The sequence below is a fragment of the Corynebacterium sp. MSK158 genome (assembly GCF_030229085.1).
Classification (GTDB): Bacteria; Actinomycetota; Actinomycetes; order Mycobacteriales; family Mycobacteriaceae; genus Corynebacterium.
The window spans coordinates 111,126-134,209 of sequence record NZ_JASPHJ010000006.1 but is presented as its reverse complement, the minus strand read 5'-3'; the positions used below and the strand labels follow the sequence as shown (position 1 = coordinate 134,209).

General features: G+C 59.7%; 23 protein-coding genes and 1 tRNA gene. 19 read left to right on the top strand and 5 right to left on the bottom strand.

Annotation, left to right across the window (positions count from 1 at the left end):
- The 4 genes from pgm (at window position 1) to QP915_RS06725 (ending at window position 3,033) form a co-directional block, all read left to right on the top strand.
- Complete coding sequence (pgm, locus tag QP915_RS06740; RefSeq protein ID WP_284768765.1) at window positions 1-1,617, top strand: phosphoglucomutase (alpha-D-glucose-1,6-bisphosphate-dependent); 1,617 nt, start codon at window positions 1-3, stop codon at window positions 1,615-1,617.
- A gap of 43 nt (window positions 1,618-1,660) precedes the next feature.
- On the top strand, window positions 1,661-2,098 hold the full coding sequence (locus QP915_RS06735) for a MauE/DoxX family redox-associated membrane protein (protein ID WP_284768776.1): 438 nt from the start codon (window positions 1,661-1,663) through the stop codon (window positions 2,096-2,098).
- A 54-nt stretch (window positions 2,099-2,152) separates the two neighbouring features.
- Complete coding sequence (locus QP915_RS06730; protein WP_284768764.1) at window positions 2,153-2,884, top strand: DsbA family protein; 732 nt, start codon at window positions 2,153-2,155, stop codon at window positions 2,882-2,884.
- Window positions 2,885-2,960: 76 nt separating this feature from the next.
- Window positions 2,961-3,033, top strand: a tRNA-Ala gene (locus QP915_RS06725).
- 52 nt (window positions 3,034-3,085) lie between these two features.
- Here the strand turns inward: QP915_RS06725 and QP915_RS06720 are convergent.
- Window positions 3,086-3,994 carry an NAD(P)/FAD-dependent oxidoreductase gene (locus QP915_RS06720; RefSeq protein WP_284768763.1) on the bottom strand — a complete coding sequence of 303 codons (909 nt, stop codon included), beginning with the start codon at window positions 3,992-3,994 and terminating at the stop codon, window positions 3,086-3,088.
- Between the two features lie 80 nt (window positions 3,995-4,074).
- Here QP915_RS06720 and QP915_RS06715 point away from each other — a divergent pair, with 80 nt between their 5' ends.
- On the top strand, window positions 4,075-4,449 hold the full coding sequence (locus QP915_RS06715) for a DUF805 domain-containing protein (protein ID WP_284768762.1): 375 nt from the start codon (window positions 4,075-4,077) through the stop codon (window positions 4,447-4,449).
- 30 nt (window positions 4,450-4,479) lie between these two features.
- The gene (locus QP915_RS06710; protein ID WP_284768761.1) at window positions 4,480-5,205 is read left to right on the top strand and encodes a fructosamine kinase family protein; all 726 of its coding nucleotides are present in this window, start codon (window positions 4,480-4,482) and stop codon (window positions 5,203-5,205) included.
- Here the strand turns inward: QP915_RS06710 and nadE are convergent.
- Window positions 5,202-6,023: an NAD(+) synthase gene (nadE, locus tag QP915_RS06705; RefSeq protein ID WP_284768760.1), complete on the bottom strand. Its 822-nt coding sequence runs from the start codon at window positions 6,021-6,023 to the stop codon at window positions 5,202-5,204. The two genes, QP915_RS06710 and nadE, sit on opposite strands and share 4 nt — an antisense overlap.
- A gap of 27 nt (window positions 6,024-6,050) precedes the next feature.
- On the opposite strand from nadE, the gene QP915_RS06700 reads away from it, so the two are divergent.
- The 6 genes from QP915_RS06700 to nrdE all read left to right on the top strand — a co-directional run bounded on the left by QP915_RS06700 (window position 6,051) and on the right by nrdE (window position 11,937).
- Window positions 6,051-7,406 (top strand): sugar porter family MFS transporter, encoded by a 1,356-nt coding sequence (locus tag QP915_RS06700; protein WP_284768759.1) that lies wholly within the window; start codon window positions 6,051-6,053, stop codon window positions 7,404-7,406.
- Between the two features lie 120 nt (window positions 7,407-7,526).
- A complete protein-coding gene (gene ykgO / locus QP915_RS06695; RefSeq protein WP_003847162.1) occupies window positions 7,527-7,649 on the top strand; it encodes a type B 50S ribosomal protein L36 in 123 nt (40 codons plus the stop codon).
- 509 nt (window positions 7,650-8,158) lie between these two features.
- The gene (locus QP915_RS06690) at window positions 8,159-8,719 is read left to right on the top strand and encodes an alpha/beta hydrolase (protein ID WP_284768758.1); all 561 of its coding nucleotides are present in this window, start codon (window positions 8,159-8,161) and stop codon (window positions 8,717-8,719) included.
- A gap of 306 nt (window positions 8,720-9,025) precedes the next feature.
- A complete protein-coding gene (gene nrdH, locus QP915_RS06685; RefSeq protein WP_204611069.1) occupies window positions 9,026-9,265 on the top strand; it encodes a glutaredoxin-like protein NrdH in 240 nt (79 codons plus the stop codon).
- 23 nt (window positions 9,266-9,288) lie between these two features.
- Window positions 9,289-9,720, top strand: a complete 432-nt coding sequence (gene nrdI / locus QP915_RS06680; protein ID WP_204611071.1) for a class Ib ribonucleoside-diphosphate reductase assembly flavoprotein NrdI — start codon at window positions 9,289-9,291, stop codon at window positions 9,718-9,720.
- A 54-nt stretch (window positions 9,721-9,774) separates the two neighbouring features.
- Complete coding sequence (gene nrdE, locus QP915_RS06675; RefSeq protein ID WP_284767067.1) at window positions 9,775-11,937, top strand: class 1b ribonucleoside-diphosphate reductase subunit alpha; 2,163 nt, start codon at window positions 9,775-9,777, stop codon at window positions 11,935-11,937.
- Window positions 11,938-11,992: 55 nt separating this feature from the next.
- Here the strand turns inward: nrdE and QP915_RS06670 are convergent, their stop codons facing one another.
- Entirely contained in the window at window positions 11,993-12,688 is a 696-nt protein-coding gene (locus QP915_RS06670; protein ID WP_284768757.1) for a FadR/GntR family transcriptional regulator, read from the bottom strand.
- Window positions 12,689-12,830: 142 nt separating this feature from the next.
- Here QP915_RS06670 and nrdF point away from each other — a divergent pair, with 142 nt between their 5' ends.
- The 4 genes from nrdF (at window position 12,831) to QP915_RS06650 (ending at window position 17,875) form a co-directional block, all read left to right on the top strand.
- Window positions 12,831-13,820 carry a class 1b ribonucleoside-diphosphate reductase subunit beta gene (gene nrdF, locus QP915_RS06665; protein ID WP_049378445.1) on the top strand — a complete coding sequence of 330 codons (990 nt, stop codon included), beginning with the start codon at window positions 12,831-12,833 and terminating at the stop codon, window positions 13,818-13,820.
- A gap of 342 nt (window positions 13,821-14,162) precedes the next feature.
- Window positions 14,163-15,857, top strand: a complete 1,695-nt coding sequence (gene ctaD / locus QP915_RS06660) for an aa3-type cytochrome oxidase subunit I (protein ID WP_284768756.1) — start codon at window positions 14,163-14,165, stop codon at window positions 15,855-15,857.
- Between the two features lie 103 nt (window positions 15,858-15,960).
- Window positions 15,961-17,151, top strand: coding sequence for a phosphoserine phosphatase SerB (gene serB, locus QP915_RS06655; RefSeq protein WP_284768755.1), 1,191 nt, complete (start codon window positions 15,961-15,963; stop codon window positions 17,149-17,151).
- Window positions 17,144-17,875, top strand: a complete 732-nt coding sequence (locus QP915_RS06650; protein ID WP_284768754.1) for a peptidyl-tRNA hydrolase — start codon at window positions 17,144-17,146, stop codon at window positions 17,873-17,875. The genes serB and QP915_RS06650 overlap by 8 nt, the downstream gene beginning before the upstream one ends.
- Here QP915_RS06650 and QP915_RS06645 read toward each other — a convergent pair.
- Entirely contained in the window at window positions 17,841-19,820 is a 1,980-nt protein-coding gene (locus QP915_RS06645) for an ATP-dependent DNA helicase (RefSeq protein ID WP_284768753.1), read from the bottom strand. The genes QP915_RS06650 and QP915_RS06645 overlap by 35 nt on opposite strands.
- A gap of 18 nt (window positions 19,821-19,838) precedes the next feature.
- Complete coding sequence (locus QP915_RS06640; RefSeq protein WP_284768752.1) at window positions 19,839-21,167, bottom strand: nicotinate phosphoribosyltransferase; 1,329 nt, start codon at window positions 21,165-21,167, stop codon at window positions 19,839-19,841.
- Window positions 21,168-21,289: 122 nt separating this feature from the next.
- Between QP915_RS06640 and clpS the strand changes: the two genes are divergently transcribed.
- The 3 genes from clpS to QP915_RS06625 are packed head-to-tail and all read left to right on the top strand — an operon-like array spanning window position 21,290 to window position 23,083.
- Window positions 21,290-21,616: an ATP-dependent Clp protease adapter ClpS gene (gene clpS, locus QP915_RS06635; protein ID WP_005323948.1), complete on the top strand. Its 327-nt coding sequence runs from the start codon at window positions 21,290-21,292 to the stop codon at window positions 21,614-21,616.
- 4 nt (window positions 21,617-21,620) lie between these two features.
- Complete coding sequence (locus QP915_RS06630; RefSeq protein WP_005327313.1) at window positions 21,621-22,157, top strand: DUF2017 domain-containing protein; 537 nt, start codon at window positions 21,621-21,623, stop codon at window positions 22,155-22,157.
- Entirely contained in the window at window positions 22,157-23,083 is a 927-nt protein-coding gene (locus tag QP915_RS06625; protein ID WP_284768775.1) for a P1 family peptidase, read from the top strand. The genes QP915_RS06630 and QP915_RS06625 overlap by 1 nt, the downstream gene beginning before the upstream one ends.
- The last annotated feature ends 1 nt before the right edge of the window (window position 23,084 follow it).

The following is a 23,084-nucleotide window of genomic DNA, read 5'->3' as shown; positions in this document are numbered from 1 at the left end:
ATGGCCCACGAGCGCGCCGGCACCCTGGCACAGCCCACGGATCTTATTGATATCGCAGAATTGGTCACCGCCTACTACACCCGTACCCCGGACGCCGATAACCCGGATCAGCAGGTGTCCTTCGGTACCTCAGGCCACCGCGGCTCCGCGCTCGATTGCGCGTTTAATGAGGCACATATCCTAGCGATTACCCAAGCCATTGTGGATTACCGCGCGGAACAAGGCGTTGCTGGGGCGATTTTCATCGGCCGCGATACCCACGCGCTGTCCGAGCCGGCCATGGTTTCCGCCCTTGAGGTGCTGCTAGCCAATGGGGTGGAGGTTCGCGTCGACGAGCGCGGCCGCTACACGCCGACCCCAGCGGTCTCCCATGCCATCCTGACTCACCCTGGCACCGATGGCATCGTGATTACCCCGTCCCATAATCCTCCCCGCGATGGCGGTTTCAAATACAACCCGCCTACCGGTGGACCGGCCGATGCTCAGGCCACCGATTGGATTGCTGGCCGCGCGAACGAGTACCTGCGCGCTGGGCTGGAGGGTGTGAAGCGGACGTCTGTCGCGGGCGTGCTGGACGAGCGCTGCGTGAAGCACGACTACGTGCACAACTACGTGGCTGACCTTAAGAACGTGGTGGATATGCAGGCCATTAAAGAATCCGGCCTGCGCATTGGCGCTGATCCCATGGGTGGCGCTTCCGTGGATTATTGGCAGGCCATCGCGGACCACTACGAGCTCAACATGACCGTGGTGAATCCGGAGGTGGATTCCACTTTCCGCTTTATGACCTTGGATACGGACGGCAAGATCCGCATGGATTGTTCCTCGCCGGATGCTATGGCCTCGCTTGTCGACGCCCGCTCTAAGTTTGACCTTGCCACCGGCAACGACGCCGACGCGGACCGCCATGGCATTGTCACTCCCGATGCCGGACTCATGAACCCCAATCACTACCTCGCCGTGGCTATCGAGTACCTCTTTAGTCACCGCCCGCAGTGGGGGAGTGCCGGTGTGGGAAAGACCCTGGTGTCTTCCTCCATGATCGATCGCGTGGTGAAAAGCCTGGACTGCGAATTGGTGGAGGTGCCTGTTGGCTTCAAGTGGTTTGTGCCGGGGTTGGTCGAAGGCGCCATTGGTTTCGGTGGCGAGGAGTCCGCTGGGGCGTCATTCCTGCGCTTCGATGGCTCCGTGTGGTCCACCGATAAGGACGGCATCATTATGGATCTGCTCGCCGCGGAGATTACCGCCGTCACCGGCAAGACTCCGTCCCAGCGTTATGCAGAACTGGCGGAGAAATTTGGCGCCCCAGCCTATGCCCGCACCGACGCCCCCGCTAACCGCGAGCAGAAGGCCATCCTCAAGAAGCTGTCTCCGGACAAGGTCACCGCTACTGAGCTGGCGGGCGAGGACATTGTGGCCAAGCTGACGGAGGCACCCGGCAACGGCGCGGCCATTGGCGGCCTGAAGGTAGCGACGAAAAATGCCTGGTTCGCCGCTCGTCCTTCCGGTACGGAAGATAAGTACAAAATCTATGCCGAGTCTTTCTTGGGTGAGGAACATCTCAGACAGGTGCAAGCAGAAGCACAGGCAGTTGTTGCCAATGTTTTAAAGGGTTAACGCTAAACTCATCCTCGTGAGTAGCAAGATTAATGGGAAGCTGATGCTTGATGTCATCAGCTTCATCGCCCGCTTTTTTATGGCCTGGGTGTGGATTGACGCCGGCGTGCATAAGCTTGGCAAGACCCTAGACATGACCCAGGCCATTAAAGGCTATGACATTTTTACGCCTGATTGGGCTCTTTACCTCGCAACGGTCATTGGCCCACTGGAGGTTATTGGTGGCGTGCTCTTGCTGCTCGGGCTGTTTTTGCGAAAGTCCTCCATCGTGGCCACCGTCGTGTTGCTGCTCTTTATGGTGGGTATCGCACAAGCTTGGGCCCGTGGACTGGATATTGACTGCGGCTGCTTTGGCTTTGACGCCCAAAATCCTGACCGAGGAATGGATTATGCGAAGACGCTGCTGCGCGACGCCGCATATCAATTCCTGACCCTATGGACCATCAAGCGCCCCTTCACCAAGTTTGCCCTTCACCCCTAGCAGGTGGGCAAGGTAGGCTGATCGAGTCCGAAGAATTGCAAAGGCAAGGTTCAAATGAGCAAAGTATCTGACCCGAACGCCAAGGGTGGCAACGGATTTATTTGGGGAGTCGGCGTGCTCCTCGTCATTATTGCCGTTGTCATTGGCTACATCGTGTGGAACGGTAAGCAGTCCGATGACGGCATCGAAGACGTCAATATGACGATGGAGTACAGCGACGGCGCTATCACGCTGAAGGGCGAAAATGCTACGGACGGTACTCCTGAAGTAGATCTGTACGAAGATTACTCCTGCCCACATTGTGCAGAATTGGCGCAGGCCACTGATGGCAAAATGAAGCAGGCTATCGAGGACGGCAAGCTCATCGTCCATGTACGTACCCTCAACTTCTTGGATGGCGAAGATATTGAAAACCAGGACGGCTACTCCACCAAGGCGGCAGCCGCAATGTCCGAGTTGGCCAAGTCCGGTGATGCCAAGACTTACTGGAATTTGCGTGATTTCCTCATGCAAAACCAGCAAAGTGTAGCAAATAAGTGGGAGACCGGAGATATCGCTGACCAAGCCAAGGAGCTTGGCGCGGACGATGATGTCGTTGATTCCATCAAGGATGTAGACGTCAAGCAGGGCAATAAGGTGGCGAAGACCAACTACGACAAGCTGGATAAGGAAACCGGAACCGTATCTTCGCCGCGCATCATCAAGGATGGCAAGGATGTTCCATCAGAAAAGGATCAAAAGGCCGGCAAGAACCTGGGTGACTGGGTAGAAATCGTCACCAAGTAGCAGGCGATTTGGAGAGTTAAATACCCTCCATGTATATTTAAGCGAGTTGCAGCCCACAGGGTTGCACCTCGTTTGAGGGGCTATGGCGCAGCTGGTAGCGCACCACACTGGCAGTGTGGGGGTCACGGGTTCGAATCCCGTTAGCTCCACAATATAAAGGAGAGGAACATCAGTTCCTCTCCTTTTTCTCGTTGCGGAGGGCTAGAGCTCCGCTAGATTCTCATCGAGCATGCGCTGATCGATAGCGATGCCCACAGCCGCACCGCTGCCCATCGCTTGCGAGATTTGGTCTGGCGAGCTGACCACATTGCCGGCCGCCCACAGGCGCGATACCGAGGTCTGGCCACGCTCTACGCTGACCCACCCGTTGGCTGATTCGCAGCCGGCATCCCGCAGCAGTGCGTCATTGGGCAGAAAATCGGGTCCAGTAAAGCACGCTTCATAGGTGTCTTCTCCAGTGGAGCTTTGCACTACAACGTCGGTCGACGATGCCTCCTTTGGCCGGACTTGCGTCACTTGCGCATCGTTTACCTTTACGCCCAATCCGGCGAGTTGCGAGCGATCAAGATCGGTGAGCTCAAGGCCGTTGGGGTAGAAGGTCAGTGTGCTCGTCCACGTGGACAGCAGTTTGCTGATGCGGATGGTAAAAGGCGGATTCGCGCCGCCGATGAGCGCAACCTTCTTCCCAGTGACTTCGTAGCCATGGCAGTAAGGGCAATGAAAGACCCTGGTGCCCCACAAGTCGCTGAGGCCGGGGACGGCAGGGAGCTTGTCCGTGAGCCCCGTCGCGACGAGAATGTGGCAGGATTCGAAAACCTCGCCGCTGCCAAGTTTTACCTGCCAAGGTCCGTGCTCGGAAGTGCGGGTGAGTTTCTCCACCGAGCCCTGGGAAATGGTTCCACCGAATTTCTTGACCTCCGCGTGGCCGCGCTGAAGCAGTTCGGCGGGAGGCGCGCCATCGAGGCCAAGGATGCCGTGGGCATGTTCGCTGAAGCGATTGCGGGGAGCCCCGGAATCGATTAACTGAATTTTTCGGTTAGCGCGGGCCAAGGTGATGGCCGCAGCGGTGCCGGCAAAGCCACCGCCGATGATGGTGACGTCCGAGTACATTGCTCCTCCTTTATAGGAAGTGGGTAGCATGGTGCGCAGCCGAGTATATGCAGTCAACATCGAAGGGGCTCGCGCGCAGAATGACTGATGAATCCACAGGGTTCTTTACACGCGAAGCGCTCTATGGGGCGTCGCCTGTACAGGCGGTGGGCAGGTTCTTTGTAAAGTACTTCAACTTTCGTGGCCGGGCGTCCATGAGTGAGTTTTGGTGGGTTTTCGGTTTCCTGGTGCTGAGCTCTGTGGCAATCGGCATTATCGATCGGCACTTTGGCGTGGATATTGAGACTATTGCCGAGGCGGTACTTGTGATTCCAGTCGTTTCTTTGATGTGCCGGCGGCTGCACGATTCCGGGAGGACGGGGTTGTTATGCCTGATTGGGCTCATTCCGGTGTTCGGTGGAATCGCCTTGCTCTTTATGATGGCTCTGCCCACGCGCGAGCATTCGGCGCTTTAAAAGTTTCCTTGCCTGATTAGGCTGGGCGGCATGCAGACTTTTTCAAAGCGAGTACGCGACAGAGATCAAGCAGGTGCCGAGGCTGCCGGACTGCGGTGGCTCAGGGAGGCCACCGACGCGGTGGTCAACGTCGTGAGCGCCGACGGGCTAGAAATCGTTACCGAGCGCGTGGACGAGGTCATGCCCACGCCGGAGGCGGCGCGGACATTTGGTACGGAGCTGGCGCGCATGCACCGTGGGGGAGCCGAAGCGTTTGGCGCACCTCCTACCGGGTGGGAGGGAAAGAACTTCATCGGCAGCATCGAGCAAGACTGCATCCCGACGGATAATTGGGGCGAGTTCTATGTTGAACAGCGAGTGCTGCCCTTTGCGGAACTGGCGGGGATTAGTGCAGCGCAGTTGGACTTGGTAAGGCGTGCCTGCGACGCCATCGCCGCGCGCAGTTGGGATGTGGCGCCGGCGCGCATCCACGGCGATCTATGGGCGGGCAACCTGCTTTTTGGAGCGGATGGCGGCATCATGATTGACCCCGCCGCCCATGGTGGGCACCCGCATACGGATTTGGGAATGTTGGCGCTTTTCGGGGCACCGTACCTCGAGGAGATTTTCCGGGGATATGGTGCGCCGAAGGACATCGAAAAGTGGATTCCCATGCACCAACTGCACCCGTTGGCGGTGCATGCGCTTACGCACGGCGCCAGCTATAACCGGACGCTGGAGCGCGCGGCGGCCGCAACCTTGGAGGCGCTAGGCTAAAGGTTCGGCCCCTGCGGCATGATGCGCTTGTGGGCGCCGCGGCGCCATAAGGTTTCGATGCGTTCGCGGGCGGCGTTGGGAACCGCCTTGCCCTCTAGGTAGTCATCGATGTGGGCGTAGGTGACGCCGAGAGCCTCTTCGTCGGGAAGCTGGGGCTTATCGTCCTCCAAGTCCGCGGTGGGGACCTTCTCCCAGGTAGAGCGCGGGGCGCCGAGGTGCTCTAGGAGGGCGGCGCCTTGGCGCTTATTGAGGCCGGCCAGGGGGAGAAGATCCGCCGCGCCATCGCCCCACTTGGTAAAGAAGGCCGTGACATTTTCCGCCGCATGGTCGGTGCCGATGACTAGCGCGCCGACTTCACCGGCGATGGCATATTGGGCGGTCATGCGCAGGCGGGCTTTGGTATTGCCGCGGTTGAAATCGGTGACGTCGGCAAGCTGCAGCGCATCCGCCACCTGTTCGTCGAGGGCCAGGGTGGCTGGCTTGATATCGACGGTGGCGCGGTGATCGGGCTGGATGAAATCCAGGGCAATCTGAGCATCGTCCTCATCGGCCTGCACGCCGTGGGGCAGGCGCACGGCCCAAAACTCCGCGCCGTCGACGCGTTCCACCGCCAGCTGCGCAAGCTTTCCTGCCAAGGTGGAGTCTTGGCCGCCAGAGATACCCAGCACGTAGCCTTTAGCGCCGGTGGTGCGCAGGTAATCAACCAGGAAATCCACGCGGCGCTGCACTTCGGCTTCTGGATCGATAAAGGGACGCACACCCAGGGCTTTTATGATGGTTTGCTGCAGTTTTTCGGCATCATTCGACATGACGTTCATGGTAGCTGCCTGACACAATATTGTGCTGTGAATAAGGAAGTTTATGTCAAGGTAGTAGCTGGCATAGCGGCCCTGGGCGGGCTGCTATTTGGATACGACACCGGCGTGATGTCCGGTGCCTTGCTTTTTATTAGCCCCGCATTCGACATGAGTGCCCACCAAGAGGGTTGGGTGACCTCGATGCTGCTCGTGGGTGCTGCAGTAGGGGCGCTGACGGCCGGGCGCATCGCCGATAGGTATGGACGCCGCTTCACGCTGATTGCGGGCGGCATTATTTTCGTGGTGGGCTCCATCTGGTGTGCGCTTTCCGGCTCGGTGGGAATGCTGGCCACGGCGCGCACTTTTTTGGGCTTTGCTGTGGGTGCAGTGTCCATCGTGTCTCCCATGTATATCGCGGAGATCGTGCCCGCCAAGGTGCGCGGGCGCATGGTCTCGCTCAATACCCTCGCGATTGTGGTGGGCCAGTTGATGGCCTACCTGGTCAACTCCGCGCTGGCCTCTACCGGCAGCTGGGAGTGGATGCTGGGCCTGGCCGCCGTCCCGGGCGTGGTGCTGGCACTCGGAATGGCGTTTCTGCCAGAGACGCCGGTATGGCTGGCCACTAACGGGCGCATGCGCCACGCCCAAGAGATTGCCGGGCGCGCCGGGATGGACATCTCGGAGCTGACCTCGCAAGAGACCGCGCGAAAATCCAGCGGATCCGAATGGAAGGCGCTGAAGGCCAATCGGTGGATGCAGATTACGGTGCTGCTTGCCATGCTGATGGGCTTGACGCAGCAGATTACCGGCGTCAACGCCATCGTCTACTTCGCGCCGACCATGATGAACCAGGTAGGGATATCCACGGCCAACTCGGTTTATACCTCCATCGTTATCGGCACGGTATCCGTGTTGGCCTGCTGGGTGGGGCTCAAGGTCGTGGACCGCATTGGGCGAAAGCGATTGTTGCTGATCGGCCTGACCGGCAACGTGGTCTCGCTGTTTATCCTCTCCTTTGCCTATTCCCATGCGCAGGACTCCACCGCCATGGCGATGGTCTCGTTGGTATTTATGGCGCTGTTTATCGCCTTCCAACAGGCGGCAGTGTCACCCACCACCTGGCTACTCATCTCCGAGCTGGTGCCACTGCAGGTGCGCGGCCTAGGCATGGGCATTGCGGGGCTCTCGCTATGGGCCACCAACTGGGCCGTGGCGCAGTACTTCCTGCCGCTAGTGGAGTGGCTGACCGGCCCGGTGGCGTTTATCGTCTTCGGAGTCTTTGGTCTCATCGCCATCGGCTACACCAAGGTTTTGGTTCCAGAGACTATGGGACGTAGCCTGGATGAGGTAGGCGAGGAGATGAAGTCGCGCTACGAGCGCGAGTCCGCACCCGTGAAGCCTTAGTGTTTTGGTATTGACGGCCGTGTGAGGTAACATTTTTCCTCGTGTCATGGCTGGGGATTCCCAGTCCGTGCTTTACTTATTCAACCGCATGTAGATTGCGCATAACGAAAGGAGCGCCCGATGAAGGTCCGTAAGTCCCTTCGGTCGCTGAAGAAGAAGCCGGGCGCCCAGGTTATTCGCCGCCACGGTAAGGTCTTCGTGATCAACAAGAAGGATCCCCGTTTCAAGGCTCGTCAGGGCTAATTGAGACGCGATTCCATCCGCTCCCTCCGGATTTCCGGAGCGGGGCGGATTTTTTCATGCGTGAGCTCGCGCGCAAAGAATAAATTCTTTTAAATCCAAGTGAACATAAAGACAAATGTATGAATATAATTATTTTGTCTATCCATGCCGTGAGAAAGAAGAATAATGTCCCATCGAATCGTTGCCGCACTCACTGCCGCCGCACTCGGATTTTCTGCCCCAGTGGCTCATGCCACAGAGTCACAGTGGGAATCCTCGGCGCCGGAGTCCCTTGGTATCAATGACCCGTCCTGTGTGCCTTCAGGGGACATCACTGAGCCCGTTGTGTTGCTGCATGGAACCTCAAACAATGCTTCCGTATGGGGAAACTTGGTTCACCTCCTGCAAGATCGGGGGGGGGCGTGTGGGCCTTTGACTACGGCGCCGATGATGTCACCTTGCAGAATATGATTCCAAGTGTCAAAGCCATCGCGGACCTGGATGATTCGGCCGCGGAAATTGCGGATTAGGTGGACTATGTCCGCGAGGTCACTGGCTCGGACAAGGTGAACTTGGTGGGCCATTCCCAGGGCGGTATGCACATCAAGACCTATACCCAGATGCACGATGGGGCGGACCATGTGTCCCATGCGGTGGCGCTGGGCGGCAACTTTCACGGCACCACGCTCAATGGGCAGGGGGAGACGCTTTCCAAATTCATTGCCTTCGCGCCGCACTTCGCCGCCTTTTTGGCTAGTACGGCCGGCGTCCAGCAAGTGGTGGGGTCGGAGTTTATGCAACGGCTCAATGCGCTGCCAGATACCGCGCCAGGCGTGCTTTATACCTCCATTTATTCGCCGGGGGATACGACGGTGACTCCGAATAGCTCTTCGCAGCTGGCGCTTGGCGACGGCGCCGATGTGGTCAACCTCGACCTTGGCGAAGTCTGCGGCGTGGCCCCTCGTCACGACAAGTTGCCGACCGACCGGACGGTGTTGAGTCAGGTCATTTTTGGACTGAAGCGTGCCCCAGGGGAGGGGCCGGACCCGGCGACCTGCGCCTCTGGCGAGCCTTCGACAGTAGGCTCTTAAGGTGACATGCCAGCCCTAAAATGTGAACTTTGACACACAAAATGGTGAACTCCAGGTAAACCTGCAGGAATCCCATTGGTGTAGTTTCATGGCTGTCCGTTGGTGTGGACAACATGTGGGGCCTGAGGGTGTGCCATCCTGGGAATACCACGGCTGTAACTACTACATATTGTGTTAGTTGCGGGTATTTCCCCCAAAGTATAGTGTCGTTGATGTTGCTCAGAGCGGCGCAGGAAGCGCCCGCATAGGCGGGAAAACGCACCCCGCTCTGACGAATTTTTCAATGCAGGAGCTTTAAGGATCTATATGTCTATCACCGTTTACACCAAGCCAGCATGCGTCCAGTGCAATGCCACCAAGAAGGCTCTCGACCGTGCCGGCCTTGAGTACGACCTCGTCGATATCTCGGCCGATGAAGAGGCCCGCGATTACGTTATGGCCCTAGGCTACGTTCAGGCCCCAGTAGTTGAGGCTAATGGCGAGCACTGGTCTGGTTTCCGCCCTGACCGTATCAAGGGCTTGGCTTCCGTAGCGGCCTCCGCTTAAGGGAGTAGGGGAGGCCAGTAGCGATGTTGGTCGTGTATTTTTCCTCCGCGACGGAAAATACGCACCGGTTCGTGCAGAAACTGGGCTTTCCTAGCGCGCGCATCCCGCTGCGCCGCACGGACGAGCCCCTCAAGGTCAACGAACCCTATGTTTTGGTGTGCCCCACTTATGGCGGGGGTGCGTCCATCAGCCACCAGAACTCCCGGCCCGTGCCTACACAGGTAATTAAGTTCCTGAACGATGAGCACAACCGTAGTTTCATTCGCGCGGTAATCGCGGGTGGCAATAGCAACTTCGGCGCCGACTTTGGCAAGGCTGGTGACGTCATCAGCGCCAAATGTAAAGTGCCCTATGTATATCGTTTCGAGTTGCTGGGAAACGAAGACGATATAAAAATTTGTCGTGAAGGCTTATTGGCTAACGCCGCCGAGCTTGGACTCGAGGCCGCGGCCTAGCGCCCACTACGACTTAAATAAAGATCCTAATTTTTAAGAAAGGCCTTGTCAGCTGTGAGTACGCAATTGGGGAAGACCGTCGCCGAGCCAGTAAAGCCAGAAGAGCAGTTGGATTACCACGCTCTGAACGCGATGCTGAATCTCTACGATGCTAACGGCAAGATTCAGTTTGAAAAAGACCGCGAGGCCGCTAACCAATTCTTCCTGCAGCACGTTAATCAAAACACGGTCTACTTCCATGATCTGGAAGAAAAGATCGATTACCTGATTAATAACAAGTACTACGACCCGCAGGTCATTGAGCAGTATGATTTCTCCTTTATTAAGGAGCTATTCAAGCGCGCTTATTCCTATAAGTTCCGCTTCAAGTCCTTCCTGGGCGCGTATAAGTACTACACCAGCTACACGCTGAAGACCTTTGATGGCCGTCGCTACCTCGAGCGCTTTGAGGACCGCGTGTCCATGACGGCTCTATTTTTGGCGGATGGCGATACTGGCCTAGCGGAGCACCTCGTAGACGAGATCATGACCGGCCGCTTCCAGCCGGCTACCCCGACCTTCCTCAACGCCGGCAAGGCCCAGCGCGGCGAGCTCGTCTCCTGCTTCCTGCTGCGCATCGAGGACAATATGGAGTCCATCGGCCGCTCCATCAACTCCGCGCTGCAGCTTTCCAAGCGCGGCGGCGGCGTGGCCCTCCTGCTGTCTAATATCCGCGAGTCCGGTGCACCAATTAAGCACATTGAGAACCAGTCTTCCGGCGTCATCCCCGTGATGAAGCTGCTGGAGGATTCCTTCTCCTACGCCAACCAGCTCGGTGCCCGCCAGGGTGCCGGTGCGGTTTACCTCAACGCGCACCACCCGGACATCATGAACTTCCTGGACACCAAGCGCGAGAATGCGGATGAGAAGATCCGCATTAAGACCCTCTCGCTGGGCATCGTCGTGCCGGATATCACCTTTGAGTTGGCTAAGCGCAATGATGATATGTACCTCTTCTCGCCGTATGACGTCGAGCGCGTCTATGGCAAGGCCTTCGGTGACATCTCCGTGACCGAGCACTATGAGGAGATGGTGGAAGACCCACGCATCCGCAAGAAGAAGATCAACGCCCGCCACTTCTTCCAGACCGTGGCAGAGCTACAGTTCGAGTCCGGTTACCCGTACATCATGTTCGAGGACACCGTAAACCGCGCGAACCCAGTGAAGACCTCGTGGATCAACATGTCCAACCTGTGCTCGGAAATCCTGCAGGTCAACTCCGCATCCGAATTCAACGCGGACCTGACCTATGAGGAGCTGGGCAGCGATATTTCCTGCAACTTGGGTTCCCTGAATATCGCGATGACCATGGATTCTCCGGACTTTGCCAATACGGTGGAAACCGCCATCCGCGGCCTGACCGCCGTGGCGGATAAGACCTCCATTGACTCCGTGCCGTCCGTGCGCCGTGGTAATGATGAGTCCCACGCCATCGGTTTGGGCCAGATGAACCTGCACGGTTACTTGGGCCGCGAGCACATCGAGTATGGCTCGGAAGAGGGCTTGGACTTTACCAATGCTTACTTTGCCGCCATTTTGTATGCGGCGCTGCGTGCCTCCAATAAGATTGCCCGCGAGCGCGGCGAGTACTTCACGGAGTTCCCCCAGTCCGAGTATGCCTCGGGCGAATTCTTTGACCGCTACGATCCGGAAGAGTTCAAGCCGAAGACGAAGAAGGTGCAGGAGCTTTTCGACGCCTCTTCGATCCACACCCCGTCCGCCCAGGACTGGGAGGACTTGAAGCAGGACGTGGCTAAGTACGGCCTGTATAACCGCAACCTGCAGGCGGTGCCGCCGACGGGCTCGATTTCCTATATCAATAACTCCACCTCGTCCATCCACCCGATTGCCTCCAAGATTGAGATCCGCAAGGAGGGCAAGATCGGCCGTGTCTACTACCCGGCGCCGCACATGGATAATGACAACCTGGAGTACTTCAAGGATTCTTATGAGATCGGCTACGAGAAGATCGTCGATACTTATGCCGTAGCCACGAAGTATGTGGACCAGGGCCTATCGCTCACGCTCTTCTTCAAGGACACCGCGACCACCCGCGAGGTCAATCGCGCGCAGATTTATGCGTGGCGCAAGGGCATTAAGACCTTGTACTACATCCGCCTGCGCCAGATGGCGCTGGAGGGCACCGAGGTCGAGGGCTGCGTATCCTGCATGCTCTAAACCGGTGGTAGGGCGCCTCGATGCACGTCGCGGGGAAGGACGTGCATCGAGGCGTTTAACCGTTTTCGGCCCTAGTGCGGTCGAGAATGGTGCGGGAGGTTTCTTCGGCGGCGTCGGCAAGCCCGGCATCAATGGCGCGGGCCAGTTCCCTGTGCAGCTGTGTGGTGCCGCTGATGGGGTCGCGTTTGCGGGAGCCGAAGACGGACTTGCCCTTGAGCATCGCCACTAGGGAGGGGGCGAGCGCGGCGAGCATTTCATTGCCGGAGGCCCGCAGGATGAGGGTGTGGAAGCGCAGATCGGTTTCCAATTCTTCGCCCACGCGCGGAGACGGGGTGGATTCCAGCTCGGCCAATCGCGCGGCGAGGCGCAGCAATTCCGCCCGCTGCTGGGCGGTGGCGTTGCCGGCAGCCAGACGCGCGGCCACCGGTTCGATGCCAAGCCTTAGCTCGTTGAGCCGGGCCACTTGCTGCCCGCGCGTTTTATCGTTGTCTAAGCGCCAGCCAATGATCGCTGGGTCGTATACCGCCCACTTCTCCATCGGTAGCACCGTGAGGCCCACGCGGCGCTCAGAGCTCACCATGCCGAGATGCTCCAAGGCGCGCATGGCCTCTCGGGCTACGGTGCGGGAGATGCCAAAGCGCTTTTCGACGTCCCCCAGCCGGAACCGCTCGCCCTCCGCGAGGTCTCCGCTTACTATATCCGCGCCGAGCTGATCCACCACGGAACCCAGCAGGGGAGGGGTGGCACTCATGCGGAAATCCTTTCTTTGCATGCTCCGAAGTAACTGGGATCAGTATAGGTAAGTGGTATCCAGCACAATGGCTTAGAGGGGCGGCGAATTGGGTATGCTGGAGACCTGAATTTGTCCGTTTTTAGTATTGGAGTGACGCCGCGTGTCGCACGAGTACGATGACTATCTTTCTAGTCATGAAAAGCCAGTTGAAGCCATTAACTGGAATAGCATCCCGGATGAAAAGGACCTTGAAGTGTGGGACCGTCTCACCGGTAACTTCTGGTTGCCGGAAAAGGTTCCAGTCTCCAATGACCTTCCCAGCTGGAAGACGCTGACGGAGAAGGAAAAGGAAACCACCATGCGGGTCTTTACCGGCCTGACGCTGCTGGATACCATCCAGGGCACAGTGGGTGCGATTTCCCTCCTTCCGGATTCCCAGACTCTGCATGAGGAAGCGGTCTACACCAATATCGCCTTCATGGAGTCCGTGCACGCCAAGTCCTATTCCAATATCTTTATGACCCTGGCGTCCACGCCGATGATCAACGATGCCTTCCGCTGGTCCGAAGAAAACGAGAACCTGCAGAAGAAGGCCAAGATCATCTTGTCCTACTACAAGGGCGATGATCCGCTGAAGAAGAAGGTGGCGTCCACGCTGCTGGAGTCCTTCCTGTTCTACTCCGGCTTCTACCTGCCGATGTACTTCTCCTCCCGTGCGAAGCTCACCAACACCGCCGATATCATCCGCCTGATCATCCGCGATGAGGCTGTGCATGGCTACTACATTGGTTATAAGTTCCAGCAGGCGTATAAGCAGCTGGATGAAGAGCGCCAGGCGGAGCTGAAGGAATACACCTTCGACTTGGTCTATGACCTCTATGACAATGAGATCGACTACACCGAGGATCTCTACGATGACCTGGGCTGGACCGAGGACGTTAAGCGCTTCCTGCGGTACAACGCCAATAAGGCGTTGAATAACTTGGGCTTCGAGGGGCTCTTCCCGGCCGATGAGACCCGCGTTTCCCCGGCTATCTTGTCTTCGTTGTCGCCGAACGCCGACGAGAACCATGACTTCTTCTCTGGTTCGGGTTCTTCCTATGTCATCGGCAAGGCTGAGGACACTACGGATGATGACTGGGACTTCTAAGCATTCCCGCTGATCAGCGTGGTCTAGCGGCACACCTTCTGCTCGAACTCAACCGAAAGGTTGATAACGAGCGGGGGTGTGTTTTTACGTTTTGGGGCCGCACAATTCGGCGCGACTGTGACATATAGCACGCTGCATCTTTGGCGAAAACCGTAGGAGGAAATAGTGGCTGCGCCACGTGCAGGGGCAATGTGGCAGATGTGGTCAGTGGTGAGGTGTGTCCTTGTGTCCGAGTATTGGGGGAAGCTGGAAAGAACAGGGGAAAATGGCCTAATATAAGGCGAGTAAACCTAGGTGTAGGTGGAGTCTGTCCACAGACACTTTGTTATTCAGGAGGATTTTATGACCGCTGTGGCGCCACGGGTCGACGATTACGTCGCCCCCACACGTCCAGAGCCAACCGGTAACGCGAAGACCGGTTCAAAGGCTTGGGTATTTCTAACCACCACCGACCACAAGCAGCTGGGCATCATGTACTTGATCATGTCCTTCAGCTTCTTCTTCCTCGGTGGCTTTATGGCACTGTTGATCCGCGCGGAGCTGTTCACCCCGGGTCTCCAGTTCTTGTCCAATGAGCAGTTCAACCAGCTGTTTACCATGCACGGCACCGTGATGCTGCTGCTGTTTGCGACCCCAGTTGTGTGGGGCTTTGGTAACTACATCCTGCCGCTGCAGATTGGTGCGCCGGACGTGGCTTTCCCTCGTCTCAACGCCTTCGGCTTCTGGGTTACCTTGCTGGGCGGCACCGTAATGCTGCTGGGCTTCGTTACCCCAGGTGGTGCGGCTGACTTTGGCTGGACCATGTACATGCCGCTGGCTGATGGTGTTCACACCCCGGGCATCGGCGCGGATATGTGGATTGTCGGCGTGGGCGCTACCGGTGTCGGTACCATTGCCTCCGCTATCAACATGATTACGACCATCCTGACCCTGCGCGCACCGGGCATGACCATGTTCCGTCTGCCGGTCTTCAGCTGGGCTGTGTTTACCGCATCCGCCATCGTGCTGATGATTTTCCCGCTGCTGACCGCTGCAGCACTGGGCGTTCTGTATGACCGCAAGCTGGGCGGCCACATCTACGATTCCGCTAATGGTGGCGCCATCCTGTGGCAGCACCTGTTCTGGTTCTTCGGCCACCCTGAGGTTTACGTCCTCGCGCTGCCGTTCTTCGGCGTTGTGTCTGAGGTCGTTCCGGTCTTCTCCCGCAAGCCGGTCTTCGGCTACATCGGCCTGGTCTTCGCGCTGCTGGCCATCGGCTCCCTGTCCATGGCTGTGTGGGCACACCACATGTTCGTCACCGGCGCTATCCTGCTGCCGTTCTTCTCCTTCATGACGTTCCTGATTGCGGTTCCAACCGGCGTCAAGTTCTTCAACTGGGTAGGCACCATGTGGAAGGGCCACATCACCTGGGATACCCCGATGATCTTCGCCATGGGCTTCATGGCAACCTTCCTGTTCGGCGGTATGACCGGCGTTATGCTGGCATCCCCGGCACTGGACTTCCACCTGGCTGAGTCCTACTTCTTGATTGCGCACTTCCACTACACCCTGTTCGGTACGGTTGTGTTCTCCGCCTTCGCCGGCCTGTACTTCTGGTTCCCGAAGATGACCGGCCGCATGCTGGACGAGCGTCTGGGCAAGATTCACTTCTGGCTGACCTTCATCGGCTTCCACGGCACCTTCCTAGTCCAGCACTGGGTCGGCAACATGGGTATGCCGCGTCGTTACGCTGACTACCTGGAGTCCGATGGCTTCACGGTCTTCAACCAGATTTCCACCATCTTCTCCTTCGTCCTCGGCGCTTCCGTTATCCCGCTGGTGTGGAACGTATTCAAGTCCTGGCGCTACGGCGAGATCGTCACCGTGGATGACCCATGGGGCTACGGCAACTCCCTCGAGTGGGCAACCTCCTGCCCGCCGCCGCGTCACAACTTCGTGTCGCTGCCGCGTATCCGCTCCGAGCGTCCGGCCTTCGAGCTGCACTACCCACACATGGTTCAGCGCATGCGCGAAGAAGCACACGTGGGTAGCCACTAAAGCGATATAACTCGCTAAAGCACTCCTGACTTAAGCCGCCTCCCAGCCCGCCAAAGGCCGTGGGAGGCGGCTTTGGCGTATCTTATTTGCCCTACGTGCGATAATGGGCGGCGTGAGTACCCAAGCTGATACCTATGCCGTCATTACCACCACTGGGCCGGACAAGCCCGGGGTCTCGGCGGCCTTTTTCCGCGTGTTGGCGTCTTATAGCGCCGCGCTTGTCGACGTCGAACAGGCCATCTTTTCCGGCCGCATCACCCTCGCTGCCCATACCCGCATTCCCCGTACGCGCGCCGAGCAGATTGCACAGGGGTTGCGCAATACCTTGAGCATCTACGGGCAGCAGGTATCCATGGATTTGCGGGAGGAGGAATCTAGCGCGCGAGCTCGCTCCACGCATGCGGTGGTCCTCATGGGAACGGAAGTAACCGCTCACCACGTAGAGGAGGTCGCCCGCGTATTGGCTAACTTTGATGCCAATATCGATCGCATCCGCGGGCTTTCCACCTCTCCGCTGACCGGGCTGGAACTTTTCTTGTCCCTCCAAGGTTCCGCGGCACCCGTTCGCCAGGCGCTAGCAGAGCTCGCACAGCAAATTGGCATCGACATTGCCATCGAGCCGGCGGGTCTGGGCCGGCGCTCCAAGCGCCTCGTCTGCTTCGACTGCGACAGCACCCTCATTCAAGGCGAGGTCATCGAGATGCTGGCCGCGCACGCCGGCAAGGAGCAAGAGGTTGCCGCTGTCACGGCCCGGGCTATGCGCGGCGAATTGGACTTTGAGGAGTCCCTGCGCGAGCGCGTGGCCGTTTTGGCCGGCCTGGATGCTTCCATCATTGATGAGGTAGCCCGCGAGATTCAGCTGACCCCCGGTGCCCGCGAGACCATTGCCACGCTCAACCACATCGGTTATCGCACCGCTGTGGTCTCCGGTGGGTTCATCCAAGTTCTAGAGGGCCTAGCCGCGGAAATGCACTTAGACTATGTCCGCGCCAATACCTTGGAGATAGCCGATGGCAAGCTCACCGGCCGCGTAACCGGCAAGGTGGTTGATCGCAAGGCCAAGGAGGAATTCCTGCGGGAGTTTGCCGCGGATTCCGGAGTGGGCATGCGTCAGACGGTCGCCGTGGGCGACGGTGCCAATGACATCGATATGATTACCGCCGCGGGGTTGGGCATCGCCTTTAACGCTAAGCCGGCGCTGCAAGAAGTGGCGGATACTTCGGTAAATCACCGGCGGCTGGATGAGGTACTACAGATTTTGGGAATCCCGGTCGAGGAGGTTGTTCGTGGATAAGTTTGAAATCGCTCACCAGCGCTTGGTAGAAGCCTGTGATGCGCGTTCGTGGCGCGATGACCCAGAAAACCCAGACGAGCCCGCCACTATCCAAGCGATGCAGATTGCACTGAACCTTCCCAAGCAGGAGCCGCCGGCGCGCACGGAAGTGCTGGAGGCAGCCGCTAGCGCCGTTGTGGCCGCGTGCTTGGATGAGCGCGCGGGGGAGGATGGGGCCTTCGCCAACGCCCTGGGCCAGTGGTATGGACACCGCATCCGCAAGATCGCCCGTCGGGCGCGTAATAAGGCTTGGCGCGATGTGCAGAACCTGCCCGGCGTGACCGTGGCGGACCGTGCCCGGGCCTTTGCACCTTCGGCCGTGGGGGAGGTGGATCCGCTCATTGGCAAGCTGCAAATCGGGCACACCGACTTGCCCTATGATGCGCCAGGAGCCCCGCTTGGCGACGCCCCCGTAATCTACGTCGACCGCAGCCTCGACATGTCTGCCGGCAAGGCCGCAGCGCAGGTGGGCCACGGTTCGATGATGCTCGCCGCGGCGATGACGGTGGAGGAGGCTCGTGCTTGGGCTGACAAGGGTTTTGAGCTTTCGGTGCGCGAGGTGTCCGGCGAAGAGTTTCGCATGGCCTGCGCGCAGGACGGCGCCGTGGTGATCGTGGACGCCGGGTTCACGGAGATTGCGCCGGACTCGGCTACCGTGTGCGCCCTGCGGCGACCAATCGCTTAAGCGCGCCGCGCACCGTATCCGCGTCGGTGGTCTGCCAAAAGCGCGGCATGGAGGCCTTGAGGAAGCTGCCGTAGCGCTTATATTCTAAGCGGTTATCGAGTACGGCCACCACGCCGCGGTCGGTCACGTGGCGCAGCAGGCGGCCCGCGCCCTGTGCCATGAGCAAGGCGGCGTGGTTGGCGGAGACCTCCATGAATCCGGAGCGGCCCGCAGCATCGGCCGCCTGGGCGCGCGCCTGCATCAGGGGATCGTCCGGCCGGGGGAACGGAATGCGGTCGATGATGACCAGCGAACAGGCCGGCCCCGGCACGTCTACGCCTTGCCACAGGGTAAGCGTGCCGAAGAGGCAGGAGTTTTCCTTTTGGGAGAATTTCTCTACCAGTGCGCCGATGGAATCCTCGCCTTGCACGAAAAGGTCAAAGGGGATGCGCGGCTTGAGGGCGGTGGCCGCCTCTTCCGCAGCGCGGCGGGAGGAGAACAGGCCAAGCGTACGCCCGCCGGCGGCCATAATGAGCTCGTAGATCTCATCGATGGTTTCTTTGGGCAGGCCATCGCGGCCCGGCGTGGGTAGGTGCTTGGCGGTGTACAGGATGCCGGATTTGGCTGGGTCGAAAGGCGTGCCCGCGTCCAAGGTGTCGTAGGTGCCGCTCGGCATGCCCCACTGCGCGGCCATGGCATCGAAGCGTCCACCGAGGGCGAGGGTGGCCGAGGTCAGCACCACCGTCTGCTCCCCAAAGAGATTCTCGCGCAGCATGTGGGCGATGGAGAGGGGCGCCACGGCGAGGGTCTCGGCGTCGCTGCGCGGATCGCGCTCGAGCCAAACGACGTCGTCTTGCTTGGCCGGGTCATCGGTGGCGAAAACCTCCAGCATGCGCGCTACAGCCTGAGCAAGGTCGGAGAGGTGGTTGCTCAAGTTTTGGCGCTCGGCGTTCTTTTCAGGGTCGTCGGTGGCTTCGCCCTCTGGTGCGCGAGAAATGAGGGACTTAACGCGCAGGAATTCGTCGGCAAGCGCGCGCAGGTGCCCCTGTGAGGTTTCATCCAAGTCCGTCCAACGGCCTGGCTCCTGGATTTTCATCAGGTCATCAAATTCCTCGGCCAAGTCCGAGAGGCTGCCGGCATTTCCCAGCGACTTCGCGCGGTTGGCGGCCATCTTGATGGCGCGGGTAGTAATCTCCGCGGTAGATACAGAGGTGATGCGGCCGTCGAGCTCGTGGGCCTCATCGATAATGGCGACGTCGTGCTCGGGCAAGATATTTGCTTCAGAAACCGCGTCGATGGCGAGCATGGCGTGGTTGGTGACCACGATGTCGACGTCGGCAGCCGCTCTGCGGGCCTCTTCTGCAAAGCAATCCGGACCGTGCGGGCAGCGCGAGGCGCCCAAGCACTCGTTGGAGGTTACCGATACCGCTCGCCACACCAAGTCCGGCACACCCGGCTCTAGATCATCGCGGTCACCGGTGTCGGTTTCCTGCGCCCACTCGTGGATACGGCGTACGGCCTTGCCGCGGTGGGATATCTCGGATTCGTCGATTAGTGCTTCCGGGTCATCCGGGGTAGCCGCAATCTTATTCATGCACAGGTAGTTATTGCGGCCCTTCATGATGGCGAAGGTGGGCGTACGCTCCATGACAGGGGCGAGGGCCTTAGTAAGCCGCGGCAGATCGCGCTCCACCAGCTGGCGCTGCAAGGCTAGCGTCGCGGTGGAGACGATGACGGTGGACCCCGAGTTCATCGCATGCCGGATAGCCGGGACCAAGTAGGCCAGGGATTTACCGGTACCGGTACCGGCCTGCACCGCCAGGTGGCGCTCCTTGTCCAGCGCGGCCGAGACGGCCGTGGCCATGCGCACCTGGCCTACGCGCCGGCTGCCGCCCAGCGCATCAACGGCCTTGCCCAGCAGCGTTTCCGTGTCGAGGTTTAGGGGCTCATCTGCGTGCTCACTCACCCCACACAGTCTAGCGGCCTACTTTTTAAAGCCCACCATCCGCGTGGGCACGGCCGCTTCATCGCGGGAGAGCGCCAGGCCTTCCCATGGCAGGGTCTTGCGGGCCTGATCCAGATACTCGCGGGAGGCATGCAGATCCGGAAGCCCGTCGACGATGTGGCCATCGCGCATGAGGGGAATGGTCATCTCGCGGGTATCGAGCTGGCCCGTATCTGGCGCGGGCGCGTCAAAGGGATAGACGATCTCTTCCACCGCCACGCCCGAGGAACGGTAGGTGCGTAGCGCGCGCTTGGCACCGCCGACGGACTGCTTGGAAGTAGAGCGCTTTGCCACCGGGATGCCGTCTACCTCTACGACCTTGTAGACCATGCCGGCTGTAGGCGCGCCGGAGCCGGTGACCACGGACGTGCCGACGCCGTAGACATCGACCGGATCGCCGCGCAGGCCGGCAATGGCGAACTCGTCGAGGTCGGAAGATACCACGATATTGGTGTTGTGATTGCCCAAATCATCCAGCTGCTTGCGCACGCGGCGGGTAACCGCACCCAGGTCACCGGAATCGATGCGAACCCCACCGAGCTTCGGTCCACCTACCTTCACTGCGGTCTCGACGCCCTTGGTGATGTCATAGGTATCGACCAACAGAGTGGTGTCTACGCCAAGGGTGTCGATCTGGGAGCGGAAGGCGGCCTCTTCGTTCGGGGTGCCATCCGGGTTGGTATGTGCCAAGGTCCAGGAGTGGGCGGCAGTGCCGGAGACCGGAATGCCGTAGCGGTAGCCTGCCTCCAGGTTGGAGGTGGCATCGAACCCGGCCAGGTAGGCCGCGCGGGCGGCGGTTACCGCCGCATACTCGTGGGTGCGGCGCGAGCCCATCTCGATGATGGGCCGGCCGTCGGCCGCCGTGACCATGCGGGAAGCGGCCGAAGCCACTGCGGAATCGGCGTTCATGATGGACAAGATGACGGTCTCCAAAACCAAGCACTCCCCAAAGGTGCCGCGTACCGTCAGGATGGGGGAGTTGGGGAAATAAAGCTCGCCCTCGCAGTAGCCGTCAATCTGCCCGGAAAAGCGATAGTGGCGCAGATACTCCTTGGTCTGCTCGTCCAAGAAGTCCATCTCCGCTAACTGATTGGCCGAAAAACGGAAATCCTCCACTGCGCGCAGGACGCGCTCGGTGCCTGCAACGACGCCATAGCGGCGCTCATTGGGCAGGCGGCGGCCGAATACTTCGCAGGTGACCTGGCGGTTTGCCGAGCCATCGCGCAGCGCGGCCTGGAGCATCGTTAGCTCATATTTATCCGTGAGCAGTGCAGTAGAGCGATCATTAGGGATAGCTTTGTCATTCACGGGAGTGATAATACCCACTGACTAGGTGCTTTTCAGGGGATTAGATTCTTTGCAGCCGGAATGTCTGAAGCCCGATTGCGCGGGCCCACAATAAATTCCCAAATATGGTTAGGCTAGAAGGCATGAAGGCGCAATTTCCTGTAGTCCGGATGAGCTCTCCGATGGCTACGCCCGAATTGGATGAAGAACTCGACGTAGACGTAGCCACGAGCGAGAACCTGCCGTGGATGTGCATCGTGTGGGATGACCCCGTCAACTTGATGAGCTACGTGTCCTATGTATTCCAAACCGTGTTGGGCTATGACAAGAAGCGAGCCAATGAACTCATGATGCAGGTCCACACCGAGGGCAAGGCCGCCGTGTCTAGCGGCGAGCGCGACAAGATTGAAGCGGACGTGAAAAAGCTCCAGATCGCCGGTCTGTGGGCAACGATGCAGCAGGCAGGTTAAATAGATGCAACCGTGGAAGAAAAAGAAGTCCCTCATGCGCGCGCCGAAGATCACGGCCGTATTCGAACCGATGGAGCGCGAGGTACTGGGCGATCTCACCGCCACCGTCTCCGAGGCGATCATTAAGCGCGCCCAGTCCGCGCCCAAGGACGAGCTGGCGGAAATGCTGGACATGCCTACCGGCCACACCGAAGCCCCGGACGATCCCTCGCTGGCACGTCTCTTCCCGGACTTTGAAATGCCCGGCGATGAGGAATATGAAGGCGATGCATCATTGCTGCGCTCCCTGCATGAAAACGACATTGCGCGCGCAAAGCTGGAAAACCTGCAGGTAATTGGCTCTGCCCTCGGACCTACCGGTGGGGTAGAGGTCACCATCAACGAGCAAGAGGCCCAGGCCTTCGTCGCTGGCCTCAACGACCTCCGCCTCTTTGTCGCGGCGGGCGATGTGGCCGATAACAACCTGATGTCTGACCGCGATAGCCTCGTGGAATGGCTGGCCTTTTGCCAGGATTCGCTGCTGCAGGTGCTGATGGACTGATGCTGGACGGCATGAGCATCGGGCACTATAGCGGCACCGATACCGGTGTCACAGTGCTCTACTGCGGGCCTGGCGGAGCGCTCGGCAGCGTCGATGTGCGCGGCGGCGGCCCAGGCACCCGCGAAACGGATCTTTTACAGCCGCATAATACGGTCGAGCGCGTCCACGCCGTGGTGTTAGCAGGCGGTTCTGCCTTTGGCCTGGCCGCTGCCGACGGCGTGATGAATGAGCTGGCAGAGAGGGGGATCGGCTTTCCCGTCTTCGGCGAGGATAAGCCTGGGCCGCGCGTGCCCATCGTTCCCGGCGCAGTCATTTTTGACCTTTTGGTCGGGCCCTCCCGCCCCGGGCCGGAAGAAGGCGCGGCCGCGTTGCGAGCTGCCCTTGCGGGCAACGATGAATCCATGGGTTCGGTGGGAGCCGGAGTAGGAGCCACTGCTGGCAAACTACGAGGCGGCTTCGGGCTGGCCACGCGCCGGGTGGGGGACTACGAGGTCAGCGCCGCGATGGTTGCCAACCCTGTGGGCGAGGTAATCGAGCCGCAATCCGGCCGGCTGTACGGCGTGCCGGGGCGCACCGCGGTCAATGCTGCCGCCTACCGCGCCTTGCCGCACCCAGCGGAGTCCACGCTCAATACCACCATCGGCGCCGTGCTTACCGACGCCCCCGTTTCCACCGCCCAAGCCCAACGTCTGGCCATGACTGCCCACGACGGCATCGCCCGTGCGGTGCGTCCTGCGCATTCGCCGCTGGATGGGGACACGATCTTTGCCCTGTCCACCGCCAAGCGCCCAGCCGAACTCAGCACGCAGGTGGTGACCCAGCTGTGCGCCGCGGCCGCCGACGCCGTGGAAGAAGCCATCGTCAACGCGGTCACCGCCGCCAACCCCGGCCTAGGCTTGAGCGCGTACCGCGATCTGCTGGACTAAG

Excerpts from the sequence above, each read along its gene's own strand:
- QP915_RS06670 (WP_284768757.1), bottom strand. The coding sequence starts at position 12,688 with ATGAGTGCCACCCCTCCCCTGCTGGGTTCCGTGGTGGATCAGCTCGGC.
- clpS (WP_005323948.1), top strand. The coding sequence starts at position 21,290 with ATGAAGGCGCAATTTCCTGTAGTCCGGATGAGCTCTCCGATGGCTACG.
- nrdI (WP_204611071.1), top strand. The coding sequence starts at position 9,289 with ATGTTGGTCGTGTATTTTTCCTCCGCGACGGAAAATACGCACCGGTTC.
- nrdH (WP_204611069.1), top strand. The coding sequence starts at position 9,026 with ATGTCTATCACCGTTTACACCAAGCCAGCATGCGTCCAGTGCAATGCC.
- QP915_RS06720 (WP_284768763.1), bottom strand. The coding sequence starts at position 3,994 with ATGTACTCGGACGTCACCATCATCGGCGGTGGCTTTGCCGGCACCGCT.
- QP915_RS06710 (WP_284768761.1), top strand. The coding sequence starts at position 4,480 with ATGCAGACTTTTTCAAAGCGAGTACGCGACAGAGATCAAGCAGGTGCC.
- QP915_RS06630 (WP_005327313.1), top strand. The coding sequence starts at position 21,621 with ATGCAACCGTGGAAGAAAAAGAAGTCCCTCATGCGCGCGCCGAAGATC.
- pgm (WP_284768765.1), top strand. The coding sequence starts at position 1 with ATGGCCCACGAGCGCGCCGGCACCCTGGCACAGCCCACGGATCTTATT.
- QP915_RS06625 (WP_284768775.1), top strand. The coding sequence starts at position 22,157 with ATGCTGGACGGCATGAGCATCGGGCACTATAGCGGCACCGATACCGGT.
- QP915_RS06715 (WP_284768762.1), top strand. The coding sequence starts at position 4,075 with ATGACTGATGAATCCACAGGGTTCTTTACACGCGAAGCGCTCTATGGG.
- nadE (WP_284768760.1), bottom strand. The coding sequence starts at position 6,023 with ATGAACGTCATGTCGAATGATGCCGAAAAACTGCAGCAAACCATCATA.
- serB (WP_284768755.1), top strand. The coding sequence starts at position 15,961 with ATGGGCGGCGTGAGTACCCAAGCTGATACCTATGCCGTCATTACCACC.
- QP915_RS06735 (WP_284768776.1), top strand. The coding sequence starts at position 1,661 with ATGCTTGATGTCATCAGCTTCATCGCCCGCTTTTTTATGGCCTGGGTG.
- QP915_RS06730 (WP_284768764.1), top strand. The coding sequence starts at position 2,153 with ATGAGCAAAGTATCTGACCCGAACGCCAAGGGTGGCAACGGATTTATT.
- ctaD (WP_284768756.1), top strand. The coding sequence starts at position 14,163 with ATGACCGCTGTGGCGCCACGGGTCGACGATTACGTCGCCCCCACACGT.
- ykgO (WP_003847162.1), top strand. The coding sequence starts at position 7,527 with ATGAAGGTCCGTAAGTCCCTTCGGTCGCTGAAGAAGAAGCCGGGCGCC.